The organism is Leclercia sp. Marseille-Q4284 (genome assembly GCF_916618945.1).
Lineage (GTDB): Bacteria > Pseudomonadota > Gammaproteobacteria > Enterobacterales > Enterobacteriaceae > Enterobacter > Enterobacter tamurae.
In genome coordinates this window covers 2,345,673-2,367,362 of record NZ_CAKAKG010000001.1, presented here as the reverse complement: position 1 = coordinate 2,367,362, position 21,690 = coordinate 2,345,673, and the positions used below count along the sequence as shown (strand labels likewise).

Here is a 21,690-nt window from a genome sequence, read left to right as displayed (position 1 = left end):
AATTTGGGTTGTTATTCAGGCGGATTGAAAAATCATCTTGCCGTTCGATCATAAGTTACCTATTTTTTGACTAACGGATCCGTTAACCAATAACTTCACTATTACTGCATGATTTAAAAGGGAAATATCATGAAAAAGTTATCTTATGAACGGATCTATCAATCTACGAAATATCTTTCACCCCTTGGTGAAGTCCAGCATCGCGCGCTGTTTGGCGGGTACACCCTGGCGGTGGATGACGCGGTCTTTGCGATGGTATCAGACGGTGAGTTATACCTGCGCGCCTGTGAAGAGAGCGCACAGTATTGCGTCAAAAATACCTCCTCTTACTTAACGCTGGTTAAAAGGGGGCGCCCGATTTTGCTGAATTACTACCGCGTGGATGAGGCGCTCTGGCAGGATCAGGATAAGCTTCTGCAGCTCTCCTCCTTTGCCCTCGAAGCCGCACGACGGGAGCGGCGCGAGCGGTACAAGCGCGACAGGCTGAAAGATTTACCCAATCTCAACTTTCAGCTTGAGATCCTGCTGAACGAAGCGGGCATCACCGATGAAGAGGCGTTACGCGCCCTCGGCGCCGAGCAGTGCTGGCTGAAGATAAGAGAACTTAACAGGCATCTGAGCTACAAGGTGCTGTTTGCGCTGGAGGGGGCCATCGTCGGGCTGCACGAAGCGGCGCTCCCGGAGATCAGACGCCAGGAGCTGGTAGAGTGGTACAAAAGGCTGCCCGTGGAGAACAGCCCTCACTCCGGTAGTTGATTAACATGCTGCTGTAATCGACAAATTTCTGGTAGCAACGCGATAAGCAGACCGATTTGCTGCAGCACTAACGGAGCTTTGCTCTCAGCACCCGGTTCAATATGCGAAATGCGTTGCGCCAGTTCGGACAAGGCCTGCTGAACACGAGGTTCATCCGCTGGACGTTGATGAAGCGCATCATCGACATAGCAAACGGCGTCATCAAGTAACGCCAGGATAGCCGGACTGGTCAGCCGCTCGCGGTGTGCGCCCAGGGCCGATATGTAGCTGGTAAAGGTGTGGTTCAGGCACAACAGGCGAAATGCGGCTTCGCGCGTTTCCGCTGTCGCCCGCGGCTCCGTGGACATGTTCGAGACCACCGACGCCAGCTCCGCATCGCGGTTGTAAGCGTCACGCCGGGCTATGCGATACGCCAGACGGTTATCGCGACCCTGATGATACTGCTCAAGAATGGCATCCAGATACCGGCAGTTGGCATTCATCGCCTGATCCAGCACCCGGGGCAGATTACGGAAGCGCCAGTCCGGCCAGATAAAGCTCACCGCGGCCCAGGCAATGGCACAGCCGATCAGGGTATCGATGACGCGCGGCAGAGCCACTTCAAAACCTTCCCCGAGGAGGTTGAAACAGAGCAACACCAGCAGGGTAATAAACATGGTGGCGTGCGCGTACTGCACATTGCGAAACGCAAAAAACAGTACCCCGGTGATCACAATTAAGATCAGCTGGCCTTCCAGAGAGGGGACGAAGTAGAGGATGGGCAGCCCGATGGCGACCCCCACCAGCGTGCCGATAATACGCAGCGCCAGCCGATGGCGGGTAGCATTGTAGTTGGGCTGGCAGACAAACAGACTGGTCAGCAAAATCCAGTAGCCATGGTTAAGCCCGGTTATCTGTATAAAGGCATAGCCAATGCAGAGTACCACCGACATTCGCACCGCATGGCGGAACAGGGCCGATTCCGGCGAAAAGTTGCGGCTTAAGCGCAGCCACATATCGCTGAAACCGTGCAGGCTGTCGTCGGCCAGCTGGTTTTCCACATCATTGCGGGGCATGGCGAGCGCTTGCTCGGATTCGATGGTGGCGAGCTGGGCATCAATGGCGCGCAGGTTATTCAGCAGAAAACCCAGCGCTTTCATCTGTTCAGCAGAGGTCCCACTGGCCTGGACGCGATCGAGAGCCGCATCCAGGTGCGTGAAGGCCCGCTCAAAACGCGGATCGTGCTGATAGGGGATGCGCAGCAGGATGGACCGCGACAGCTGCTGGCAGGCCTGCGACTGCATGGACAGGAGGCGCTGGAAGCGAAACATCACGTCGCTATAGCGAAACTTCTCTCGCAGATCGGCGTACTGAATATGCGAGGAGCTGGCGCGCTCGTGGATATCCTGTGCCACAAAGTAGTAGTGCAACGTTCGGCGGGTGCCGCGCTGCCCGCGATCGCCGCGTAAACGGGTGAGCAGCGAGGTTTTGGTCTGGTTCAGCGTGGTCACCAGCTGGCCGTTCGCCAGCGCCAGATCGTACAGCGGCGCCTGACCGTCATCTTCAATATCCGGGTCAAAGAGCCGGGATTTTAGCTCCAGATAATGCGCCAGCTGCCCATAGCTGCGGGCCAGATTGTCCTGCAGCGGACGAATGGGGAAGATCAGATGCCCGGCCAGAGTGAGCAGGTTATACCAGACCGCTCCCAGCAACAGGAGCACCGGCTGCTGATACCACTGGTCGTAAAGCGACACCCCCAGCATGGTATAGATAGCAATCAGCAGCGCGCCAAAGGCGATGGTGGCGTAACGCTGTCCCAGTCCACCCAGCAGGATAAAGACGCTGGTGGAGAGCATCAGCCCGAGGGCAAAAAGCCACGGCCACGGGAAGAGCAGCTCCACCGACGCCGAGGCGATAAAAAAGCAGATCAGCGTGATGACCAGATTGCGCAGCCGACCGGCGAGACGGTCATCCAGATCGGCCAGCGCCCCGGCCACGACGCCCAGCGTCAGCGGAATGGTCAGCTTTACGTCGCCCAGCCACCAGGGCAGGGCGGTGCTGCCACACAGGGCAATAAAGATCCTGACGTTATACAGCCAGGCGCTGTTGAGAGTGTAGCGACGAAGCAGCGGGCTTAGCATGAGCGCTCGGGATCCTTGTTACGGAAAACGACGGCGGGCATTAGCTTCCCGCGCGGCGCGGGCCACTTCCACCGGGACGACCCGGCGTCCGACAGGCCACAGGGCGATGGCGGCAATTTTGAAATTGGCGAGCCCGACCGGGATCCCGATAAGCGTCAGACACTGGGCGATCCCCGCCGCAATGTGCATCAGACACAGCCACCAGCCGAAGAAGATCAGCCACACAATATTGAGCAGCGTCCCGCCGGTATTCAACAGCGCGTTTTTGCTGCCAGGCTCCAGCTCATCCACGTGAACCGCTTCATTACCGTACGGGACCAGCGAAAGTTTGGTGATCTCCCAGCAGGAGCGCGTCAGCGGCAGGGTGAAGATCAGCACCACGCTGATCAGCGTCGCCAGCAGCCATGAGAGCGTGGTGGCAAAACCACCCAGCACAAAATTCAAAATATTCAGAACGGTACGCATAAAACCTCAATTCTTTCCATAATGTTGAAGCCCTGCTGATTGTAACGTTTTTTTGCGCTGGAGCACCTGAAAACTGGCAGTTAAACTATCAGGCAATTATTCACGTCGTGGATCGGGCTGGACATGGAACTGAAAGCAACTTCGTTAGGCAAACGCCTGGCACAACATCCGTACGACAAAGTCGTTCTGCTTAACGCCGGGGTGAAAGTCTCCGGCGAACGCCACGAGTATCTCATTCCCTTCAACCAACTGCTGGCCATTCACTGTAAGCGCGGCCTGGTCTGGGGCGAGCTGGAGTTTGTCCTGCCCGAAGAGAAAGTGGTGCGCCTGCACGGGACGGAGTGGGCGGAAACCCAGCGTTTTCACCACCATCTGAATACGCTCTGGCAGCAATGGAGTGCTGAAATGAGCGAGGTGGCGGCGCAGGTGCTGCAAAATGCGCTGAATGATATTGCCACCAGCAACGCGCAAAACAGCTGGCTGACCCGGGAGAAAACGCTGGGCCTGCAGCAAAAAATCACCCAGGCGCTAGAGGCGCTCCCGCTGTCGGTCTCGCGGCTTGACGAGTTTGATAACTGTCGGGATGCCTGGCGTCGGTGCCAGGCCTGGCTGGAGGATATTGACCAGAGCCGGCTGGCGCATAACCAGGCCTGGACCACGGCCATGCTCAGCCAGTACGCCGACTTTTTTGCCGGTATTGAGTCATCTCCCCTGAACCCGGCCCAGGCCCGGGCAGTGGTAAACGGCGAGCAGTCGCTGCTGGTGCTGGCGGGGGCCGGTAGCGGCAAAACTTCAGTCCTGGTGGCGCGGGCAGGCTGGCTTCTCACCCGCAATGAAGCCGCTCCCGAGCAAATTTTGCTCCTGGCGTTTGGTCGCAAGGCAGCCCAGGAGATGGATGAGCGGATCGAGGCCCGGCTGCACACCCGCGACATTACCGCCAGAACCTTCCACTCCCTGGCCCTGCACATCATTCAGCAGGGGAGCAAAAAGGTGCCGGTCGTCAGCCAGATGGAGAATGACACCGTGGCGCGGCAACAGATTTTTATCGAGGCCTGGCAACAGCAGTGCAGCGAGAAAAAAGCGCAGGCCAAAGGCTGGCGCCAGTGGCTGGAAGAGGAGCTCGACTGGAGCGTGCCGGAAGGCAGTTTCTGGCAAAACGAAAAGCTGGCCCGCCGACTGGCTCCGCGGCTCGATCGCTGGGTGAGCCTGATGCGGATGCACGGTGGCGCGCAGGCCGAGATGATTGCCGGGGCGCCCGAAGAGGTCCGGGCCCTGTTTTCTAAGCGGGTGAAGCTGATGGCCCCGCTGTTAAAAGCGTGGAAAACCGCCCTCAAGGATGAAAATGCCGTCGACTTTTCCGGGTTGATCCATCAGGCGATCGTTATTCTCGAGAAAGGCCGCTTTATCAGCCCGTGGAAGCACATTCTGGTGGATGAGTTTCAGGATATCTCTCCTCAGCGCGCGGCCCTGCTGGCGGCGCTGCGGGCGCAGAATAAACACACTACTCTCTTTGCCGTGGGGGATGACTGGCAGGCGATCTACCGCTTTAGCGGTGCCCAGCTGTCACTGACGACCGCGTTCCACCACTACTTTGGCGAAGGCGATCGCTGCGACCTCGACACCACCTACCGCTTCAATAACCGGATCGGTGAGATCGCCAACCGGTTTATCCAGCAGAACCCGCATCAGCTGGCAAAACCGTTGAACAGCCTGTCGGCCGGTGACAAAAAAGCGGTCACGCTGCTGGCAGAGGATCAGCTTGATGCTCTGCTGGATAAACTGAGCGGTTATGCCAGACCGGAGGAGCGCATTCTGGTGCTGGCGCGCTATCACCATCTTAAGCCTGCCAGCCTTGAGAAAGCTGCCACCCGCTGGCCGAAACTGCAGCTGGATTTTATGACCATTCATGCCAGCAAGGGGCAGCAAGCGGATTATGTGATCGTGGTGGGGTTGCAGGAAGGAAGCGATGGTTTCCCGGCCCCTGCGCGCGAATCGGTGATGGAACAGGCGTTGCTGCCTGCGGTGGAAGATTTTCCCGATGCCGAGGAGCGCCGGTTGCTGTATGTGGCGATCACCCGCGCCCGTCACCGCGTCTGGCTGCTGTTTAACAAAGAGCAGCCTTCGCGCTTTGTGGACATTTTGAAAAACATCGATGTGCCGGTAGCGCGGAAACCGTAGGCCGGGTAAGGCGAAGCCGCCCCCCGGCAGGAAACCCTTACTTAAGACGCTCGGCCAGATAGCGTGGATAATCCGGGATCAGGATCTCCACCTGGTCGTTGAACTGCGGCGAGGCAATAATAAAGTCCGCCGTAGACAGGTTGGTGGCGACCGGGATATTCCATACCGTCGCCAGGCGCAGCAGCGCTTTGACGTCCGGGTCGTGCGGGACCGCATTCAGGGGATCCCAGAAGAAGATCAGCACATCAATCTTCCCTTCCGAAATCTGGGCGCCCACCTGCTGATCGCCGCCCAGTGGGCCGCTCAGCATAGCATTGACCTCAAGCCCGGTTTCGCGCTGGATCAAGTTACCGGTGGTCCCGGTGGCGGACAGCCGGTGTTTTTCCAGTAGGGATTTGTGACGCTGAACCCAGTTGAGCAGCATCTGTTTGCAGTGATCGTGCGCCACCAGCGCGATATGTTTGCGGTCCGGCAGGGTGCGAGTTGTGAGTTCCATAATCTCTATCCGTTAGTTAACTGGTTACAGATTACTGGAAGCACCTGACGCTGCAAGAGAAAGGGCTAAAAAATGCGGCTCAGGACGAGGGTTGTTGCTTCGCCCACTGCAGAAAACGGTTACGGGTTTCGGGATCGGCCTGGGCAAACCAGTACTTGAGCCGCTGCTCGGTCAGATTCTGCGACTGCGGTGGCGGCATATCCAGCTCGGACACGCCGGATAACAGCGTGCTGTCATCGGCCATGGTGGTGGAAAATTGCGGTATCGAGGCGCTCTGGCCAGCTTTGTTATAACGCTCGGTATCGTATTCATAGTTGACGCCCGACGGGGTATCGGTGATCGCCAGAATATCCAGCTTCACCGGAATCGGCGTCGCATCGCCATCCAGCAGTTCAATATGCGGTGAATGATCAAAAAGTTGCGACTCTTTTTCTGTTTCCAGCCGGGGAAGGCTAAAATTAACCTGACTGATACGTTGGGTGTTAAAGCTGGCGACCAGCGGAGGAGAGATATAGACCCGTTCTTCATGATTGCCGATGCGAATGGTCTTCTCGACCCGAAACACAATCTGATGGGGGCCGTTGTCGAGCTCTATACTGTCCGCACCGCGCAGCAGTGAACTTGAGACTTTTTTTCCGTCCAGCACCAGCAGGTCGATGTCCGTAGAGAGCCGCAGCGTAGTGGCAAAAACGCAAACCGGCATGAGCAGCGCAAACAGACTCCAGGCAATGCCGGTTTTCATAAAAAGCCCTCTTAAAAGACACACGCCACGAAGAATGTATCAAAATTTTTCTTTAATCATATTTACTAACATATAGACATCGTTGGGCAATTTGCCCTCATGCAGACGTATGGGATGCCAAATTGCGCTCACTGTATTGGTATTGATGTTGAACACGCCAGGAGGAAATTCATGAAACAGAATGATATTGCTGAGATCCTTTCCACCACCCGAACCATCGCGCTGGTGGGGGCGAGCGACAAGCCCGATCGTCCGAGTTATCGGGTCATGAAATATCTGCTCGATCAGGGTTATCACGTGATCCCGGTCTCGCCAAAAGTGGCAGGCAAAACCTTGTTAGGCCAGCAGGGGTACGGCACCCTGGCGGAGGTACCGGAAAAAATCGATATGGTGGATGTGTTCCGTAATTCCGAAGCCGCCTGGGGTGTCGCGCAGGAAGCCATTGCGGTTGGAGCGAAAACCCTGTGGTTACAGCTTGGGGTGATTAATGAACAGGCGGCGGTGCTGGCGCGTGACGCCGGGATGAATGTGGTGATGGATCGCTGTCCGGCGATTGAGATCCCACGCCTGGGAATGGCGAAGTAATAAAAAACCCGGTCAGCCATCGGCTACCGGGTTCTTGTTAGTTACGCAGGCGCGGGGCCTGTAACTGTCTGCGGATCGTTTGCGCCAGTTCATCCATGGAAGGCTGTTCAGGGTGTTCATCCTGCTGCTCGCCACTTAGCTGGGCTTCGGCAAGATAGGTGTGCACGGCCTGGCCTTCGTCGTCTTCCATCACCACGTGGTACCAGGGGGCGGCGCGGAGTTCTGCGTTGACCGCCAGTTCATCCACTGACGGTTCATCGAGAGAATATTCCGGGTCGATATCCACGACCACGCCCAGGTATCCTAACAGGGAGTGGCGGACCTGCTGGCCGATACCGAATTTGCTGGCAATCATAGTCACCTCCCGGGAAACGTTACTTACACTATAGGTGTGGGCAACATTCCACTTTTCAAGTTACATGATGCGACAGGCAAATCCTTTCAGATACAGCCCTTCCGGATAGGTAGCGATCACCGGATGATCGGCCGCCTGACGGAACTGCTCTATAAATTGTACATCACGCCCGGCATCTACAGCGGCATCTGCGACAATTTTCTGGAACAATTCGGTAGTCATCAGGCCGGAACAGGAGAAGGTCAGCAGCACGCCGCCAGGGTTAAGAAGCTGGATCGCCAGCATATTGATGTCTTTATACCCACGACAGGCGCCCATCAGCTGGCTTTTGTTTTCGACGAACTTCGGCGGGTCCATCACGATCACGTCAAACTTCTCGCCCTGATCGCGGTATTTGCGCAGCAGCTTGAAGACATCGTCGCGAACAAATTCGGCTTTGCTCAGATCGAGCTTGTTCAGCTCAACGTTCTGCCTGGCCACATCCAGCGCTTCCTGAGAGGTATCGACGCTCACTACCTGGCTGCAACCGCCCATCAGGGCCGAGACCGCAAAACCGCCGGTGTAGGAGAAGCAGTTCAGCACGCGTTTATCGGCAACGTACTGGCGGGTCGCCAAACGGCTGTCACGCTGATCGAGGTAGTAACCGGTTTTATGGCCACCCTGAATATCCACCAGCAATTTCATGCCGTGCTCTTCAATCGGCAGCAGGGCAGGTGGTAGTTCGCCCGTCACTGTACCCTGGGTCAGTTCCATGCCCTCTTTTTTACGCACCGCAACGTCGCTGCGATCGTAAATGGCGCACTCTGGATACAGGGTCTGCAGGGCGCTGATTAACGCTGCACGCTGATACTCTGCGCCTGCGCTTAACAGCTGCAGCACCAGGAAGTTACCGAAACGGTCGATGGTCACGCCTGGCAGACCGTCGGATTCACCGGCGATCAGACGATAGCTGTCCAGCCCGTCGCGTTTTGCCAGCCAGTCGCGCCACTGCTGCGCCTGCTGCAGACGACGAACGAAGAAATCGATGTCGATGATTTCATCTTTATCGAAGGTCCAGACGCGCGCGCGGATCTGGGACGCCGGCGAGTATGCGCCGCGCGCTAACCATTTACCCTGATGGTCAACGATATCGATAGTTTCACCGAGGTTGGCTTTGCCTTCCATACGCGCAACCGCGCCGGAGAAGACCCAGGGATGGCGGCGCAACAAAGATTTCTCGCGCCCTTTGGTTAACACTAAACGTACACTCATAATTTACTTTTCTGTCGATTCCAGGGAAATGGCGCGTAGAGTAGCACAGATGGTTGGGGGCAATCATCTGCGGACACTGTTGAGCGTTTCGGCACAAATTAAAATCGCTCAGGCACATTACGCATTCGCTGCGGGTTTTACATTGGTGTTTCCAGTCCAGCAAAGGGAAACTCTAATGAAAAAGCACAGTGCAATCGCAGCCGCCACTCTGGCGGGGATAAGTTTTACGGTTTCAGCGGCATTACCTTTCAGTATCAGCAGCCAGGATATCTCTGGCGAAAAGCAATTAACGCAGAATCAGGTCTTCGACGGGTTTGGCTGTCATGGCGGCAACGAATCGCCGCAGCTGACATGGAAAAATCAGCCACAGGGCACCAAAAGTTTTGCCGTCACGGTGTATGACCCCGCGGCGCCTACCGGCAGCGGCTGGTGGCACTGGACGGTGGTAAACATTCCATCACAAACGCGGGAACTCCCTGCCGGTGCCGGAAACCAGAATAACCAGAAATTACCTGCGGGGGCAGTGCAGGGACGTAATGATTTCGGTTACTCTGGCTTTGGCGGTGCGTGTCCACCACAAGGGGACAAGCCTCACCCGTACCAGATTACCGTCTGGGCGCTGGATGTAGATACGCTGCCCATCGATAAGAGCGCCAGCGGCGCACTGGTCGGCTTCATGCTCAACAGCCACGCGCTGGCGAAAGCGCAATTAACCGCTACATACGCAAGATAGAGGTGGCCCGGTGCAGGATTTTCATTTGCAACATAAACATCTGACTGCGGCTGAAGTCAGTGCCAGCAAAATGCATCGCCTGCATCAGGTTAAGCTTTTTTATCCTGCCATCTGTCATATTACGCACGGCAGCAAGGTGATTATTCATGAGGATAGCCGTCTGGTGGCCACGCCCGATGCGTTAATCATCATCCCGGCGAATACGCCGATGGAGATCATTAATCAGCCTGCGCAGGGCATTTTTCATTCGGATTTGCTGCTGTTGTCACCGGAGATTATTGCGGAGTTTAAGACCCGCTATCTGCAGTCCTGGCCGCGGAGCAAAACAGACTCGCTCTGTGCGCCGCTCAGCAAAGGGCTGGCCTTTATGTGGGGCAATCTGTTGCATGCGGTGCGGCATAATTTTTCCGATGAACTGCAAAAGCATCAGGCCTTTGGGCTGCTGCTGGCGTTACTGCATGACGGGGTGGCTGGGCCGCTACTTATTGAGCGCAACGTCAATCTTACGGAGCAGGTGCGGCAGTTTATCATGATGTCCCCCGCCCGGGCATGGACCGCGCAGGACGTTGCCAGTCGCCTGGCGGTCAGCGTGCCTACCCTGCGCCGACGACTGCGCGAAGAGTCCCACAGCTTTCGCCAGATTGTGGAGGAGGTGCGCATGGCAGTTGCGCTGTCTCAGTTACAGTCAACCCGCCTGCCTGTCGGGGAGATTGCCTTGCAGTGCGGGTACCTTTCCAGTTCGCGCTTTACCGCCCGTTTCCGCCAGCATTACGGTTGCTTACCCAAAACCTTACGCTAATCGCCCGGCCATAATTTGCTATTCTTCTGTTCAGGGTCAGGCACGAATAAGGGGAAGGAAAATGGCAAAAGTCTGCACAATCGCGTGGGTGCACGGCACGGTTCAGGGAGTTGGCTTTCGTTACAGCACGCAGCGTGAAGCTACCGATCTGGGGTTGACCGGGTACGCGCGCAATATGGATGACGGGAGCGTCGAGGTAGTAGCCTGCGGCGAGGCGGAACAGGTCGAAAAACTGCTCGCCTGGCTTAAGGCGGGCGGGCCGCGCATCGCCCGGGTTGAAAAGGTTCTGTCAGAGCCGCATCAACCCGACCGGGACTACGTTAATTTCGGTATTCGCTATTAAATGCATTTTACGGGTTTAGGCAGGCCGGCGATCTTGGTCGCCTGTTTTGCCGGGCCTTTCGGAAACAGACGGTACAGGTAGCGACTGTTGCCTTTCTCCTCGCCGTACTTATTGGCCATCGCTTTTACCAGCATGCGGATGGCGGGGGAAGTATTAAATTCCAGATAGAAATCGCGCACGAACCGCACCACTTCCCAGTGCTCCGGCGTCAGGGCAATCGACTCTTTTTCGGCAATAATAGCCGCCAGGCCTTCGCTCCACTGGCTGGTCTCTTTCAGATAGCCTTCGCTATCGGTCTCAATCTCTTTACCGTCAAAGTTCAGCATAATCATCACAGGTTTATCGAAAACCGCGGCAGTTTACCAAAAAAGAAAGCCCCGCATAAGCGGGGCTTTTTATACAGCACTGTCGGTTAATCGCGGCTGGCGAAGCCCAGGATACTCAACAGGCTGACGAAGATGTTGTACAGCGACACATACAGGCTCACGGTAGCGCGGATGTAGTTGGTCTCGCCGCCATGAATGATGTTGCTGGTTTCCATCAGGATCGCCCCGGAGGAGATCAGGATGAACACTGCGCTGATAGCCAGGTGCAGAGCCGGCAGCTGCAGGAAGATGTTCGCCACCATACCGATCAGCACCACCACGATGCCTGCCATCAGCATACCGCCGAGGAAAGACATATCTTTGCGGGTAGTCAGCACGTAGGCAGAACAGCAGAAGAACACCAGCGCCGTGCCGCCCAGCGCCAGAGCGATCAGATCGCCCATCCCGGCAGACAGGTAAGTGTTAAGCATTGGCCCCAGGATGTAGCCCAGGAAGCCGGTGAAGGCGAACGCGGACAAAATACCCACCGGCTTGTCAGCAGTTTTGTAGGTCAGGAACATCAGACCGTACATACCGACCAGCGTCAGGATCAGCCCCGGAGACGGCAGCATCAACACGGTGCTGGCGGTTGCCGTCAGCGCGGAGAAGGCCAGCGTCAGGCTGAGCATAAAGTAAGTATTGCGCAGCACCTTGTGGGTGCTGAGTAGCGATGTGCGGTCGCGTGAAGAACTAATAATACGATCCATGAGTCACTCTCTTATGACAGATGTAATTAACGGCAAGAATAGGAAACGACGCGCCGGTTACAAAGTGGTTTTACCCATCTTTACTCAGCGTCTTAGGGTCAGAGCCAGCATGAAATGTTCCACAACGTCCACTATGCAGAACGAACCGCGGTTTGTTGGGATTAATCAGATCAAGCTCTTATAGGTCACTGAAATATATTGCCTTATTCCCGTCGCAACGCTAAGAGTTATTTTGCATCGTCACAACTACACTATAAGGCGAAGGACATGAAATCATCATCACGCGCTACATTTACCCTCTCTTTGCTGACGGCAGGCATCCTTTGCGCAAGCGCAACGGCCTTTGCCGCCAGCGTACCGGCAGGCACTGAGCTGGCAGAGAAGCAGGAACTGGTCAGGAATAATGGCAATGAACCGGCGTCGCTCGATCCACATAAAGTCGAAAGCGATGTCGAATTCAATATTATCAGCGATTTATTCGACGGGCTGGTCAGCGTCTCCCCGAATGGCGAGATCCAGCCGCGACTGGCGGAAAAATGGGAGAACAAAGACAACACCGTCTGGACGTTCCATCTTCGCCCGGGCATCACCTGGAGCGACGGCACCGCCATCACCGCTCAGGATGTCGTCTGGAGCTGGCAGCGGCTGGTGGATACAAAAACCGCCTCGCCGTACGCCAGCTACCTCGGCAGCATGCTTCTGGTGAACGCCACCGATATCGCTGAGGGCAAAAAAAACCCCGACACTCTGGGGGTTAAAGCCCTGAACGATACCACCCTGGAAGTGACGCTGACCCAGCCTAACGCGGCCTTCCTTGCCATGCTGGCGCACCCGTCGCTGGTGCCGGTCGATAAGGTGCTGATTGGCCGCTATGGCGATAAGTGGACCAAGCCGGAGCACTTTGTCAGCAGCGGGGCCTATACCCTCAGCCAGTGGGTGGTCAACGAGCGGATCGTTGCCGAGCGTAACCCGCGCTACTGGGATAACGCCCATACGGTGATCAACAAGGTGACGTACCTGCCGATCACCTCCGAAGCCGCCGACGTGAACCGCTACAAGGCGGACGAAATTGATATTGTCTACACCGTGCCGATCAACCAGTTTGCCCAGCTGCAAAAAACGATGGGTAGCGAGCTGGACGTCTCTCCGCAGCTGGCAACCTACTACTACGAATTCAACACCACCCGTCCGCCGTTTAACGACCCGCGCGTGCGTCAGGCGCTGAATCTGGCGCTGGATAAAGACATTATCGCCGGGAAGGTATTAGGGCAGGGGCAACGTCCTGCGTGGGTTATCAGCCAGCCCGATATCGGCGGCGTTAAACTACACAACCCGGACTACGCCAGCTGGCCGCTGGAGAAACGCATTGCCGAAGCGAAGAAGCTGCTGAACGAGGCGGGCTATAACGACAGCCATCCGCTGAGCTTTAAGCTGCTGTATAACACCTCGGAATCGCACCAGCGGATTGCCATCGCCGCCAGCTCGATGTGGAAGAAAAACCTCGGCGTGGAGGCGAAGCTGCAAAACCAGGAGTGGAAAACGATGCTGGACACCATGCATACCCACAACTTTGACGCGGTGCGCTATGCCTGGATCGCCGACTACGACGATGCGGCCACCTTCCTGAATAACTTCCGTACCGGCGACAGTCAGAACACCAGCCAGTACAGCAACCCGGCCTATGACGAGGCGCTGGTCAATGCGGCAAAAGCGAAGACTACCGCCGAGCGCGGCACCTTCTACCAGCAGGCTGAAGATCTGCTCGCCCGGGACGTACCGGCGATCCCGGTCTATCACTACGTTCGTACCCACCTGGTGAAGCCGTGGGTAGGGGGCTTTACGCCGGATAAGCTGGGGTACTACTACACCAAAGAGATGTACATCAAAAAGCACTAAGGGTCGGCGGTAAGATTTGGTGCTGATAAAATGGCCAGAATGTCGTCTATTCAACCGATTAAACGCATTTTGGCTATTTTTCAGGCGAACGATTGGGCTCATACTTTACAGCGTACACTGAGGTGTTTATAGTTCGCCTCACTTAGGAAGCGTGGCCGAGCGGTTGAAGGCACCGGTCTTGAAAACCGGCGACCCGAAAGGGTTCTAGAGTTCGAATCTCTACGCTTCCGCCAAATTTGAAAGCCCTGCGATAGCAATATCGCAGGGCTTTTTCTTTTATTTAATCAAACCGCGATTCGCTCGCTTCCCAGCTCCAGGCATCATCCGCCGTCAACCTGTCGCCCAGCTCCTGATAGACGAAGTCATAAAAATCTGCGCTGGCATCGTAACCCGAGTAATCGACCACCGCGAGGCCAACGAAGGCCCCGGTAAAGAACCCACCATAGCTTTGCAGGACATAGTCATCTGAGAGAACCGCGGCATCCAGTTTGACAGGGATCTCAGTGAAAGAGACGCCATCAAAGCTGTATTCATAGGTATAACTCTCCTTGCGAACTTTGGTGCGGAACCAGACGTATTCTGTCCCTGCGGGGATCTTAATCGCGTTATCTTTCAAATAAGAGGTGTATTTACCACGGTTATTTTCACCTATTTCGATCACCGAACCATTGATTTCATTCCAGGTGATGAATACGAAACTCCAGTGGCGGTCATTATAATAATTCGTCAAACCTGCCATCTGTTGATAATTAAACGGGTTAAATTTGACTTTAACCTGCGCATCAAAATAAAAGGCTTGCCAGCGTCGGGCGATCAACGAAAGGTCATGGGTATTGGCCAAAGAACCTTGTCCATTTAACGTCAGCTTTCCATCGCCCGTGGTCCCCATTTTTTCGGTGAACGGGACACGAAGCGTATTCCAGTTAATATCCAGTGTCGCAGTGTTGAAATCGTCATGCTGGCTATGATCTTTTGCGCTTTCGGTAAAAATGGCATCGGATGGCCCTTCGACAAAGGTTTTACCGCCATGACCTCCTTCAATACGTGGCCAGCCATCGTTATCCCAGTAGACTTTCTGAATAGACGTTTCCCGGCCAAGTGTTGACCAGCCCCGCGGATCATAGACTGATTCACCTGGGCGATTCCACGGACGTGCGCAAAGCGAGGCGTAATACCATTCCCCGCTCGGAGTCGAAACTAACGCGCCATGTCCCTGCTTCTGAATATAGCTATCTGGCGTATCGACGTTAGTTAAGAATACGTCGCCTGGCTCGGTTTCGAAGCTGTTGGCCTCTAAGGTTTTTGAACGTGCCACCACTTCCTGGTGGGTAAAGACAGTCCCGCCCTGGGCGGCGAAAAGATAGTAATAGCCGTTCAGTTTATAGAGATGCGGCCCCTCAACAAGGGCAACGGCAGTGCCGCGATAAATAGTCCGCGCGGTCTCCGGTTTTAATTTTAACGTGCGGGTATCCAGCTCCGTTAAGGTGATGCCATTAAAGGGATGATGGTATTCGCGATGATCCCAGGTTTGTTGAACTAAATACTTACGCCCATCGTCGTCATGGAAGAGCGACGCATCAAATCCGACGCCGTTAAGTTTAATGGGATCTGACCAGGGGCCACGAATATCGGTGGCGGTGGTCAGGTAATTCTTCATGTCCTTAAAAGCACCTTCAGTGATTTTTACATCGGTGTAAACCAACCAGAATTTACCATCGGCATAAGAGAGTGCCGGTGCCCAAATCCCCCCGGACGAAGGATTGCCTCGCATATCTAAAAGCGCTGTTGTAGAGAGTGGACTGGGCAGCAGATTCCAGTTTTGCAGGTCTTTTGATTCATGTAAACGAACGCCAGGAAACCACTCAAATGTTGAGTTTGCGATATAGTAAGTGTCTTCAACACGGATAATGCTTGGGTCCGGGTTAAAACCAGGGAGTACAGGGTTCTGAATAAGAGACATAGCATTCTACCTTTTAAATTTTACTGACTTATCGTGTTCTGAGGCTTTTCAATGAAAATATAATCAGACGCGGATCTCATCAAGCTGACGATTAATATCTGTGACATGTTTATCTGAGATTGGATAAAGATGGATAACGATCATCGAGATAAAGGCTAAAACGATAGGGATCCAGACCGCGGTGATAATTATACCGTCGATAGCAGTCGCACTTTGCTGCGCACCTGTTTCGTTAAAGCCATAAACAGCCAGTAACCACAGTGGAATCGCGCCGCCGATAGTAAAACCAATTTTGAAAAAGAGACCCATAATGGCATTGATGATGGCAGCATTGCGCTTGCCTGATTTAAGTTCACCATAAGCAATGACTTCAGGGACCAGTGCCCACATAAATCCGGTCGCCGAGGTTAAGCCCCATTGTTTAATAAACGTAGCGATATAAGCCAGCCAGAGTGCATCATGCATACCCTCGCGTGACCAAACGTAAGTTAATAATTCCCCCACAATAAACATGCCCAGGAAAATGTGGAAGAACCCTTTTTTGCCAAAAATTTTCTTAAGCTTTGGCCAGAAAATGGGGAACAGAATGCCCGGAATTGAAGCAACAAGGCCAACGGCACCCATCCATTCAGAATGACCGACAACATATTGATTGAAAAAGCCATTTACCGTGTTCATAAAGAACATGAATGTAAAGGCCAGCATGAAAAAGAGTCCGAGAATAACCAGGGGACGATTATTTTTGAGTTCGAGGAATAAATCTGTCGTTTTAACGTTCGCCGTTTGCTCAGCAGAGGCAACAACGCGTTCTTTGGTAAATTTGTAGCAAATGAAAAGTGCAGCCGCTCCGATTATCATATAAATCGAGTAAACACCAAACCAGGCGTAATTCGCTGAGGGATCGGTGTAATTCCCCATATTGAGTTCAAGCCCAAAAAACCCCGTATCCTTGAGGCTACGATCTTTTGGCGAGGCCATCTGGACAAACATCGGAAAGAGGGTATAGACCAGAAGATTGGCACTGTTTGCCAGCATCATGCGCGTACTGGTCAGTTTATCAATAGATTCAGGATCTCTCGTTAAGGAGGCATTCAGTGAACCATAAGGAATATTCACAACGGAATAAACGAGATCCAGGGCCAGATAAACGATAAATGCAAAGGGAACGGAACCTTTGACGCCAGGAATAGGCGCGAAAAGTAAAGCGGAAAGAATAACCAGCGGCACGCCCGCCCTTAAAATCCAGGGACGATACTTTCCGGCCTTTGAACTTCTTTTGTCAACATAGGTTCCTACCATCGGATCCCAAAACACATTGATGATGCGGACAAAAAGAAATATGAATCCCGCCGTGGCTGTCCCGATAGTATTTACCGTCAGCATGTGAAGCGCCAGAAAACCCCCGATCGTGCCAAATACCAGGTTTTGCGCAAAGTCTCCCATCCCGTAACCAATGCGCTCCCCGCGAGATAATTTATGATATTCATCATGCCGGCTTTGCATTATCGTTTTACTCATTCTAATCCGATCTCCGATTTGTTTTATGAATGTTAGGCTCTTTCTGACACAGGTGGCACGGGAGAATCCATTACGTTTTTAAATTAAGTAATTATGTTTTTTTATTTCTGTGATCGTCGAGGCATAAGGGTATTTTTGCGACGAGGTTCACGTTTGAGCATTATCTTACTCTGATAGTGAAATAACGTAATTGAGCAAGCGGCATGGAAAATGGAGGGTATGTCCCTGTCGATTATTTGCCGCATTCCGCGGTTGGTACAAGCGCGCTTTGAATAATAAATTTGAGTGAAGGAGATAGCCTTACGATAATAGTGTGAATCCTCTGGCCCCTAAAAAATAAAAATCAACTTGTTCTGATGATAGCGACATATTCTGTCAGTCCGGAACGGGGTGGTTATTGTCTGAATAAAATTTAAATATATTGAGATAACCATGAATATGATTAAAAAACTTCCATTAACAATGGCGGTTCTCGCCGCGCTTTGCCCAATTTCTGTCCTCGCGCAGGAATTTACGCAGGAGCAAATCGACGCCATTGTGGCCAAAGCGGTGGATAAAGCCCTGGCCGATCGCCAGGCGAAAATGGATGCCGCGGTGGCGAAAAAAGCCGACGTCATTAACGAACCCCAGAGCGCCGCCCAGTCCCCGGATATGGCGATCCCGTTCGGGATTAAATTTACCGGCTATGCCCGCTACGGCGCGCACTTCCAGGCCGCCGATCAGAAATACGTCGCCGTGGACGGCTCCTACAACGGCGCCTCGGCGATTGGTCGTCTGGGTAACGAAAGCAACGGCGGCGAATTCCAGCTCTCCAAAGCCTTCAGGGGCGAAAACGGGGCCATCTGGGACGTCAACGTGATGATCGACCACTGGGGCGACGAGGTTAACCTGAAAAAGGCCTACGCGGGGGTGACCAACATTCTGGAATCCAATTCGAACGCCTATCTCTGGGCAGGTCGTGACTTCCACCAGCGTCCGCAGCAGGGCATCAACGACTACTTCTGGATGAACCACGACGGTCAGGGCGCCGGGGTGAAAAACTTCGACATCGGCGGCGTGCAGTTTGACGTGGCCACCGTGGCAGCGGTGGAATCCTGTAGCCCGGAAGTGATGGATGACGAAGCCAACCCGTCGCGCATCACCTGTACCGGCGGCTCCGGCACCGGCGACAAAGGCAACTACGCCGCCACCTCCAAAATTCACGGCATGAAGCTCGGCCCGGTCGACCTGGAGCTGTACGCCAACTACGGCTTTGACTCGAAAGGCATCGACACCGACGAGCGGATGAACGCCTGGCAGGGCGGCGTGGTGCTGAGCCACACCAACGACAGCGGCGTCAACAAGGTGATCGCCCGCTACTCCGATAACTCGGACAACAGCGTGTTCAACAAAACCGAGGATCTGACCACGGTGTACGCCAGCTTCGAAGGGCTGCACAAGTTCACCCAGGCGACCCAGGTGGAGTACATTCTGGCCTTCCACGACTACGACAACAGCCGGGACAGCACCGACAACCGCAAAAACTACAACGCCATCGTGCGTCCGATGCACTGGTGGAACGACGTGCACTCCACCTGGCTGGAAGCGGGCTGGCAGCATGTGGATTACGACAACGGCGGGGATAACAAGGGCTGGAAGCTGACCCTGTCGCAGAACATCTCTATCGCCATGGGCCCGGAATTCCGTCCGATGCTGCGCTTCTACGTCACCGGCGGCCAGGTGGATAACGAGCGCACCGCGCGCGTGAACAATACCCGGGACGAAACGCTCGACGACTTCAACGTCGGCGCGATGTGGGAGGCGTGGTTCTAGGTAAAAGCAAAACGGCAACGCAACGTTGCCGTTTTTGGTGTTTGCGCCCTCTCCCCGTGGGAGAGGGTCGGGGTGAGGGCATCAGACCGCACCGCATCTTGCTGCGCCGGGTGGCGCTTCGCTTACCCGGCCTACGGTTTTTGTAGGCCCGTGCAAGCGCAGCGCCGCCGGGCAGAACCCGTAGTCCTCCGTTCCACCAGACGCGCCGTAAACACCCGGCTGACGGGTTGTTCGGCATCCGCGGCGAGCAGCATCTCACAGGCCGCCTCCGCCATCTCTGCCAGCGGCTGGGCGAAAGTCGTCAGCTGATACCCCAGCCAGCTGGCCTGTTCGATGTCATCAAAACCAATAACACTGATCTCCTCTGGAATGCGCAGGCCAAACTCGTGGCGTGCGGCATCGATAAATCCGCAGGCGATTAAGTCAGTGACGCAGAAGACACCGTCCGGCGGTGAGGCCTGGCCGAGCAATTCCCGGGCGGCGAGGACGCCGGTCTGATAGCTGGCGCTGCCGGGGCGGATTAGCGTGACCTCGGTGCCCGTTTCGGCAGCGGCCTCCAGAAAGCGCGTTTCGCGGGTAATCATGCTCGGGGAGCGGGTGGAGGAGGAGACAACCGCCAGGCGGCGGCAATGTGCGGCTATCAGGTGGTCACAGGCCTCCTGCATCGTCGAGCTGTAGTCGATATCAATATTGTCCGCGCTGGGGAACTGCCCCATGCGGTTAATCGCGATCACCTGCTGTCCGCTCTGCAGGCACAGCTCTATCAGGGATGCGGGCGGTTTGCCCGACAGCACGATGGTGGCGGTTGAACGATAGTTCAGGGTTTGCTGCAGTGCCTCTCTGGCGCTCGCTTCGTCGTCGTCGGTGTTGATCACCATCACCGCGCGTCCGGCCAGGTGCAGGCGGCGGGTCAGGTGGTCAAGCAGGCTCGACTGCCAGGGGTACGACAGATTGCCGCCAAGAATACAGACCGGGCGGCTCTCCTCCCGGGAGAGCCCCCGCGCCAGATGATTGACGTGATAATTCAGCGCCTCAGCGGCGGCCAGTACCTTCCGCCGGGTATCCTCAGACACGCTGCGGCCCGGCGTAAAGGTTCTCGATACCGCAGAACGGGAAACCCCCGCCAGGCGCGCCACCTCGGTGGCGCTGGCGAAGCCGGGATTTTTCCTCAGACTGTTATTGCTCATGACGCTGTTCCACTCCGGCGAGGGCTCGTTCGCGGATAATGGCATGTTCGGCCAGGCGGATCAGCGACGGCTTCGGCGTTTCATACCACTCGTCCGGGTGGAGCTGGCGTCGGTCGCGGATAAGATCGATGGCCGCATCGAGCGTCGGGAAGCGTTCCGGGCACTCCAGATGCATAAACAGCGCCACCAGGGCGACAGAGCGACTGCGTCCGCCGCGACAGTTGACGAGGATATTGCCGCGTTTACGGTTTCGGTAAGAGGCTTTATCCGGGATCTGCTGGAGCAGAGCGGAACGCATCAGCTGATAGCCGGCGTGCAGCATCTCGGGAGCATTGCCTTCGCCGTCCACCAGCCCCAGCTTGTAATAGCGGACCGGGCCTGCACCATGAGCACGCAGTTGTACAGGCGCGCCAGCTTCCGGATGCGTCACCCAGTCGATATCGAGGTTTACCGCGCAGTTAATCACGATCCCGATACCATGTTCAGCCAGCAGGGCCGCATCGCTTACCCCGCTGGATCCGCCGATATAAATATCCACGTCCCAGCCGGGAAAATCCTCGGCGATCAGGCTGATGGGCGGGCGAGGGTAGTGGCCTGCCTCGGGCTTCGCTTCTGTTTCGATGGTCAGGGGAATACCCGCCGCAGCCGCAAGGTCAGCAGCAATGCCCGGCGCGGCGGCCAGCACCGGCAGGCCGTTGAAAATACCCTCGGCACTTTCAGGAACCACCCCCGTCAGGCCGCCCGCTTCACGCACCAGCAGCAGCCCCGCCAGGCAATCCCAAGCGTTCATATGGATTTCGAGATACCCGTCGGTACGACCTTCCGCCACCCAGGCCAGCGCCAGCGCCCCGGAGCCGCCCCGGCGCACACTGGTCCCCAGACTGAGCAACGAGCCCAGCACCTTCAGATAGTGATTCTGGCCGTGACGGGCAGACCAGCCCAGCTCAACGGCGGCCCGCTGCGGGTCGATAATGGCGGTGCAGCGCAGCGGCTGACCGTTTTTCAGGGCGTAATGGCCGCGACGGGCCAGATAGAGCTCATGGCTGACTGGGTTGTAAACCGCCCCCAGCTCGGTCACGCCCTGGCGAACCCACGCCATACAGACGCAAAAATGGGGGATGCCGCGGGCGAAGTTGGCGGTGCCGTCGATGGGATCCACCACCCACAGGCTCTCCGCGCTGGCAGGCTGGCTGGCGGACTCTTCGCCAAGGATCAGATCGTCCGGGAACGCCCCGGCAAGGGCTTCAAGAACCTGCTTCTCAACGAAAGTATCGGCCTCGGTCAGGATATCCTGATGGCCCTTCAGCGCATACTCGCCCGCTTTGCGCGACTGGAAGAAGCGCAGGGCGGTATCCCCGGCGTCAACGATAATGCGCTTCAGGGCGGCTTCCCGCTGTTCAATATCATGAGTAGTCAAAGTGT

20 protein-coding genes and 1 tRNA gene are annotated in these 21,690 nt (G+C 55.6%); 9 read left to right on the top strand and 12 right to left on the bottom strand.

Translation table 11 applies throughout. The features are described 5' to 3' along the window. Window positions 1-129: 129 nt before the first annotated feature. Window positions 130-756, top strand: a complete 627-nt coding sequence (locus tag LG383_RS11255; protein ID WP_225759136.1) for a TfoX/Sxy family DNA transformation protein — start codon at window positions 130-132, stop codon at window positions 754-756. On the opposite strand, the gene yccS is transcribed toward LG383_RS11255, so the two are convergent. Continuing rightward, window positions 741-2,876 (bottom strand): YccS family putative transporter, encoded by a 2,136-nt coding sequence (yccS, locus tag LG383_RS11250; RefSeq protein ID WP_225759135.1) that lies wholly within the window; start codon window positions 2,874-2,876, stop codon window positions 741-743. The genes LG383_RS11255 and yccS overlap by 16 nt on opposite strands. An 18-nt stretch (window positions 2,877-2,894) precedes the next feature. Beyond that, window positions 2,895-3,341, bottom strand: coding sequence for a YccF domain-containing protein (locus tag LG383_RS11245; protein ID WP_106992625.1), 447 nt, complete (start codon window positions 3,339-3,341; stop codon window positions 2,895-2,897). A gap of 123 nt (window positions 3,342-3,464) precedes the next feature. Between LG383_RS11245 and helD the strand changes: the two genes are divergently transcribed. Next, a complete protein-coding gene (gene helD, locus LG383_RS11240) occupies window positions 3,465-5,519 on the top strand; it encodes a DNA helicase IV (protein WP_225759134.1) in 2,055 nt (684 codons plus the stop codon). A 37-nt stretch (window positions 5,520-5,556) separates the two neighbouring features. Here the strand turns inward: helD and mgsA are convergent, their stop codons facing one another. Together mgsA and LG383_RS11230 are read right to left on the bottom strand one after the other, a co-directional pair. Then, the gene (mgsA, locus tag LG383_RS11235; protein WP_106992627.1) at window positions 5,557-6,015 is read right to left on the bottom strand and encodes a methylglyoxal synthase; all 459 of its coding nucleotides are present in this window, start codon (window positions 6,013-6,015) and stop codon (window positions 5,557-5,559) included. 79 nt (window positions 6,016-6,094) lie between these two features. Beyond that, window positions 6,095-6,757, bottom strand: coding sequence for a DUF2057 family protein (locus tag LG383_RS11230; protein ID WP_106992628.1), 663 nt, complete (start codon window positions 6,755-6,757; stop codon window positions 6,095-6,097). Between the two features lie 171 nt (window positions 6,758-6,928). Here LG383_RS11230 and LG383_RS11225 point away from each other — a divergent pair, with 171 nt between their 5' ends. Then, window positions 6,929-7,342, top strand: a complete 414-nt coding sequence (locus LG383_RS11225) for a CoA-binding protein (protein ID WP_106992629.1) — start codon at window positions 6,929-6,931, stop codon at window positions 7,340-7,342. A gap of 37 nt (window positions 7,343-7,379) precedes the next feature. Here LG383_RS11225 and hspQ read toward each other — a convergent pair whose 3' ends face one another. Next, window positions 7,380-7,697 (bottom strand): heat shock protein HspQ, encoded by a 318-nt coding sequence (gene hspQ / locus LG383_RS11220; protein ID WP_106992630.1) that lies wholly within the window; start codon window positions 7,695-7,697, stop codon window positions 7,380-7,382. Window positions 7,698-7,757: 60 nt separating this feature from the next. Then, a complete protein-coding gene (gene rlmI, locus LG383_RS11215) occupies window positions 7,758-8,948 on the bottom strand; it encodes a 23S rRNA (cytosine(1962)-C(5))-methyltransferase RlmI (RefSeq protein ID WP_166182054.1) in 1,191 nt (396 codons plus the stop codon). Between the two features lie 175 nt (window positions 8,949-9,123). Between rlmI and LG383_RS11210 the strand changes: the two genes are divergently transcribed. The 3 genes from LG383_RS11210 to yccX all read left to right on the top strand — a co-directional run bounded on the left by LG383_RS11210 (window position 9,124) and on the right by yccX (window position 10,823). Continuing rightward, window positions 9,124-9,681 (top strand): kinase inhibitor, encoded by a 558-nt coding sequence (locus tag LG383_RS11210; RefSeq protein WP_225759133.1) that lies wholly within the window; start codon window positions 9,124-9,126, stop codon window positions 9,679-9,681. 70 nt (window positions 9,682-9,751) lie between these two features. Beyond that, on the top strand, window positions 9,752-10,480 hold the full coding sequence (locus LG383_RS11205; protein ID WP_370635166.1) for a helix-turn-helix transcriptional regulator: 729 nt from the start codon (window positions 9,752-9,754) through the stop codon (window positions 10,478-10,480). Window positions 10,481-10,541: 61 nt separating this feature from the next. Next, a complete protein-coding gene (yccX, locus tag LG383_RS11200; RefSeq protein ID WP_106992634.1) occupies window positions 10,542-10,823 on the top strand; it encodes an acylphosphatase in 282 nt (93 codons plus the stop codon). On the opposite strand, the gene tusE is transcribed toward yccX, so the two are convergent. Next, on the bottom strand, window positions 10,820-11,149 hold the full coding sequence (gene tusE / locus LG383_RS11195) for a sulfurtransferase TusE (protein ID WP_106992820.1): 330 nt from the start codon (window positions 11,147-11,149) through the stop codon (window positions 10,820-10,822). The two genes, yccX and tusE, sit on opposite strands and share 4 nt — an antisense overlap. A gap of 86 nt (window positions 11,150-11,235) precedes the next feature. Then, a complete protein-coding gene (gene yccA / locus LG383_RS11190; RefSeq protein ID WP_106992635.1) occupies window positions 11,236-11,895 on the bottom strand; it encodes an FtsH protease modulator YccA in 660 nt (219 codons plus the stop codon). A 267-nt stretch (window positions 11,896-12,162) separates the two neighbouring features. On the opposite strand from yccA, the gene LG383_RS11185 reads away from it, so the two are divergent. Then, window positions 12,163-13,791: an ABC transporter substrate-binding protein gene (locus tag LG383_RS11185; RefSeq protein WP_225759131.1), complete on the top strand. Its 1,629-nt coding sequence runs from the start codon at window positions 12,163-12,165 to the stop codon at window positions 13,789-13,791. 145 nt (window positions 13,792-13,936) lie between these two features. Next, window positions 13,937-14,024 (top strand) — tRNA-Ser (locus LG383_RS11180). Between the two features lie 47 nt (window positions 14,025-14,071). Here the strand turns inward: LG383_RS11180 and LG383_RS11175 are convergent. Further along, window positions 14,072-15,751 (bottom strand): glycoside hydrolase family 43 protein, encoded by a 1,680-nt coding sequence (locus LG383_RS11175; RefSeq protein WP_225759130.1) that lies wholly within the window; start codon window positions 15,749-15,751, stop codon window positions 14,072-14,074. A gap of 63 nt (window positions 15,752-15,814) precedes the next feature. Further along, the gene (locus LG383_RS11170; RefSeq protein WP_166185153.1) at window positions 15,815-17,254 is read right to left on the bottom strand and encodes an MFS transporter; all 1,440 of its coding nucleotides are present in this window, start codon (window positions 17,252-17,254) and stop codon (window positions 15,815-15,817) included. A gap of 447 nt (window positions 17,255-17,701) precedes the next feature. Here LG383_RS11170 and LG383_RS11165 point away from each other — a divergent pair, with 447 nt between their 5' ends. After that, window positions 17,702-19,081, top strand: a complete 1,380-nt coding sequence (locus LG383_RS11165) for a carbohydrate porin (protein ID WP_225759129.1) — start codon at window positions 17,702-17,704, stop codon at window positions 19,079-19,081. Between the two features lie 131 nt (window positions 19,082-19,212). On the opposite strand, the gene LG383_RS11160 is transcribed toward LG383_RS11165, so the two are convergent. After that, window positions 19,213-20,268, bottom strand: a complete 1,056-nt coding sequence (locus tag LG383_RS11160) for a substrate-binding domain-containing protein (RefSeq protein WP_225759128.1) — start codon at window positions 20,266-20,268, stop codon at window positions 19,213-19,215. Continuing rightward, window positions 20,258-21,685: an inositol monophosphatase family protein gene (locus LG383_RS11155; RefSeq protein ID WP_225759127.1), complete on the bottom strand. Its 1,428-nt coding sequence runs from the start codon at window positions 21,683-21,685 to the stop codon at window positions 20,258-20,260. The genes LG383_RS11160 and LG383_RS11155 overlap by 11 nt, the downstream gene beginning before the upstream one ends. Between the last annotated feature and the right edge of the window lie 5 nt (window positions 21,686-21,690).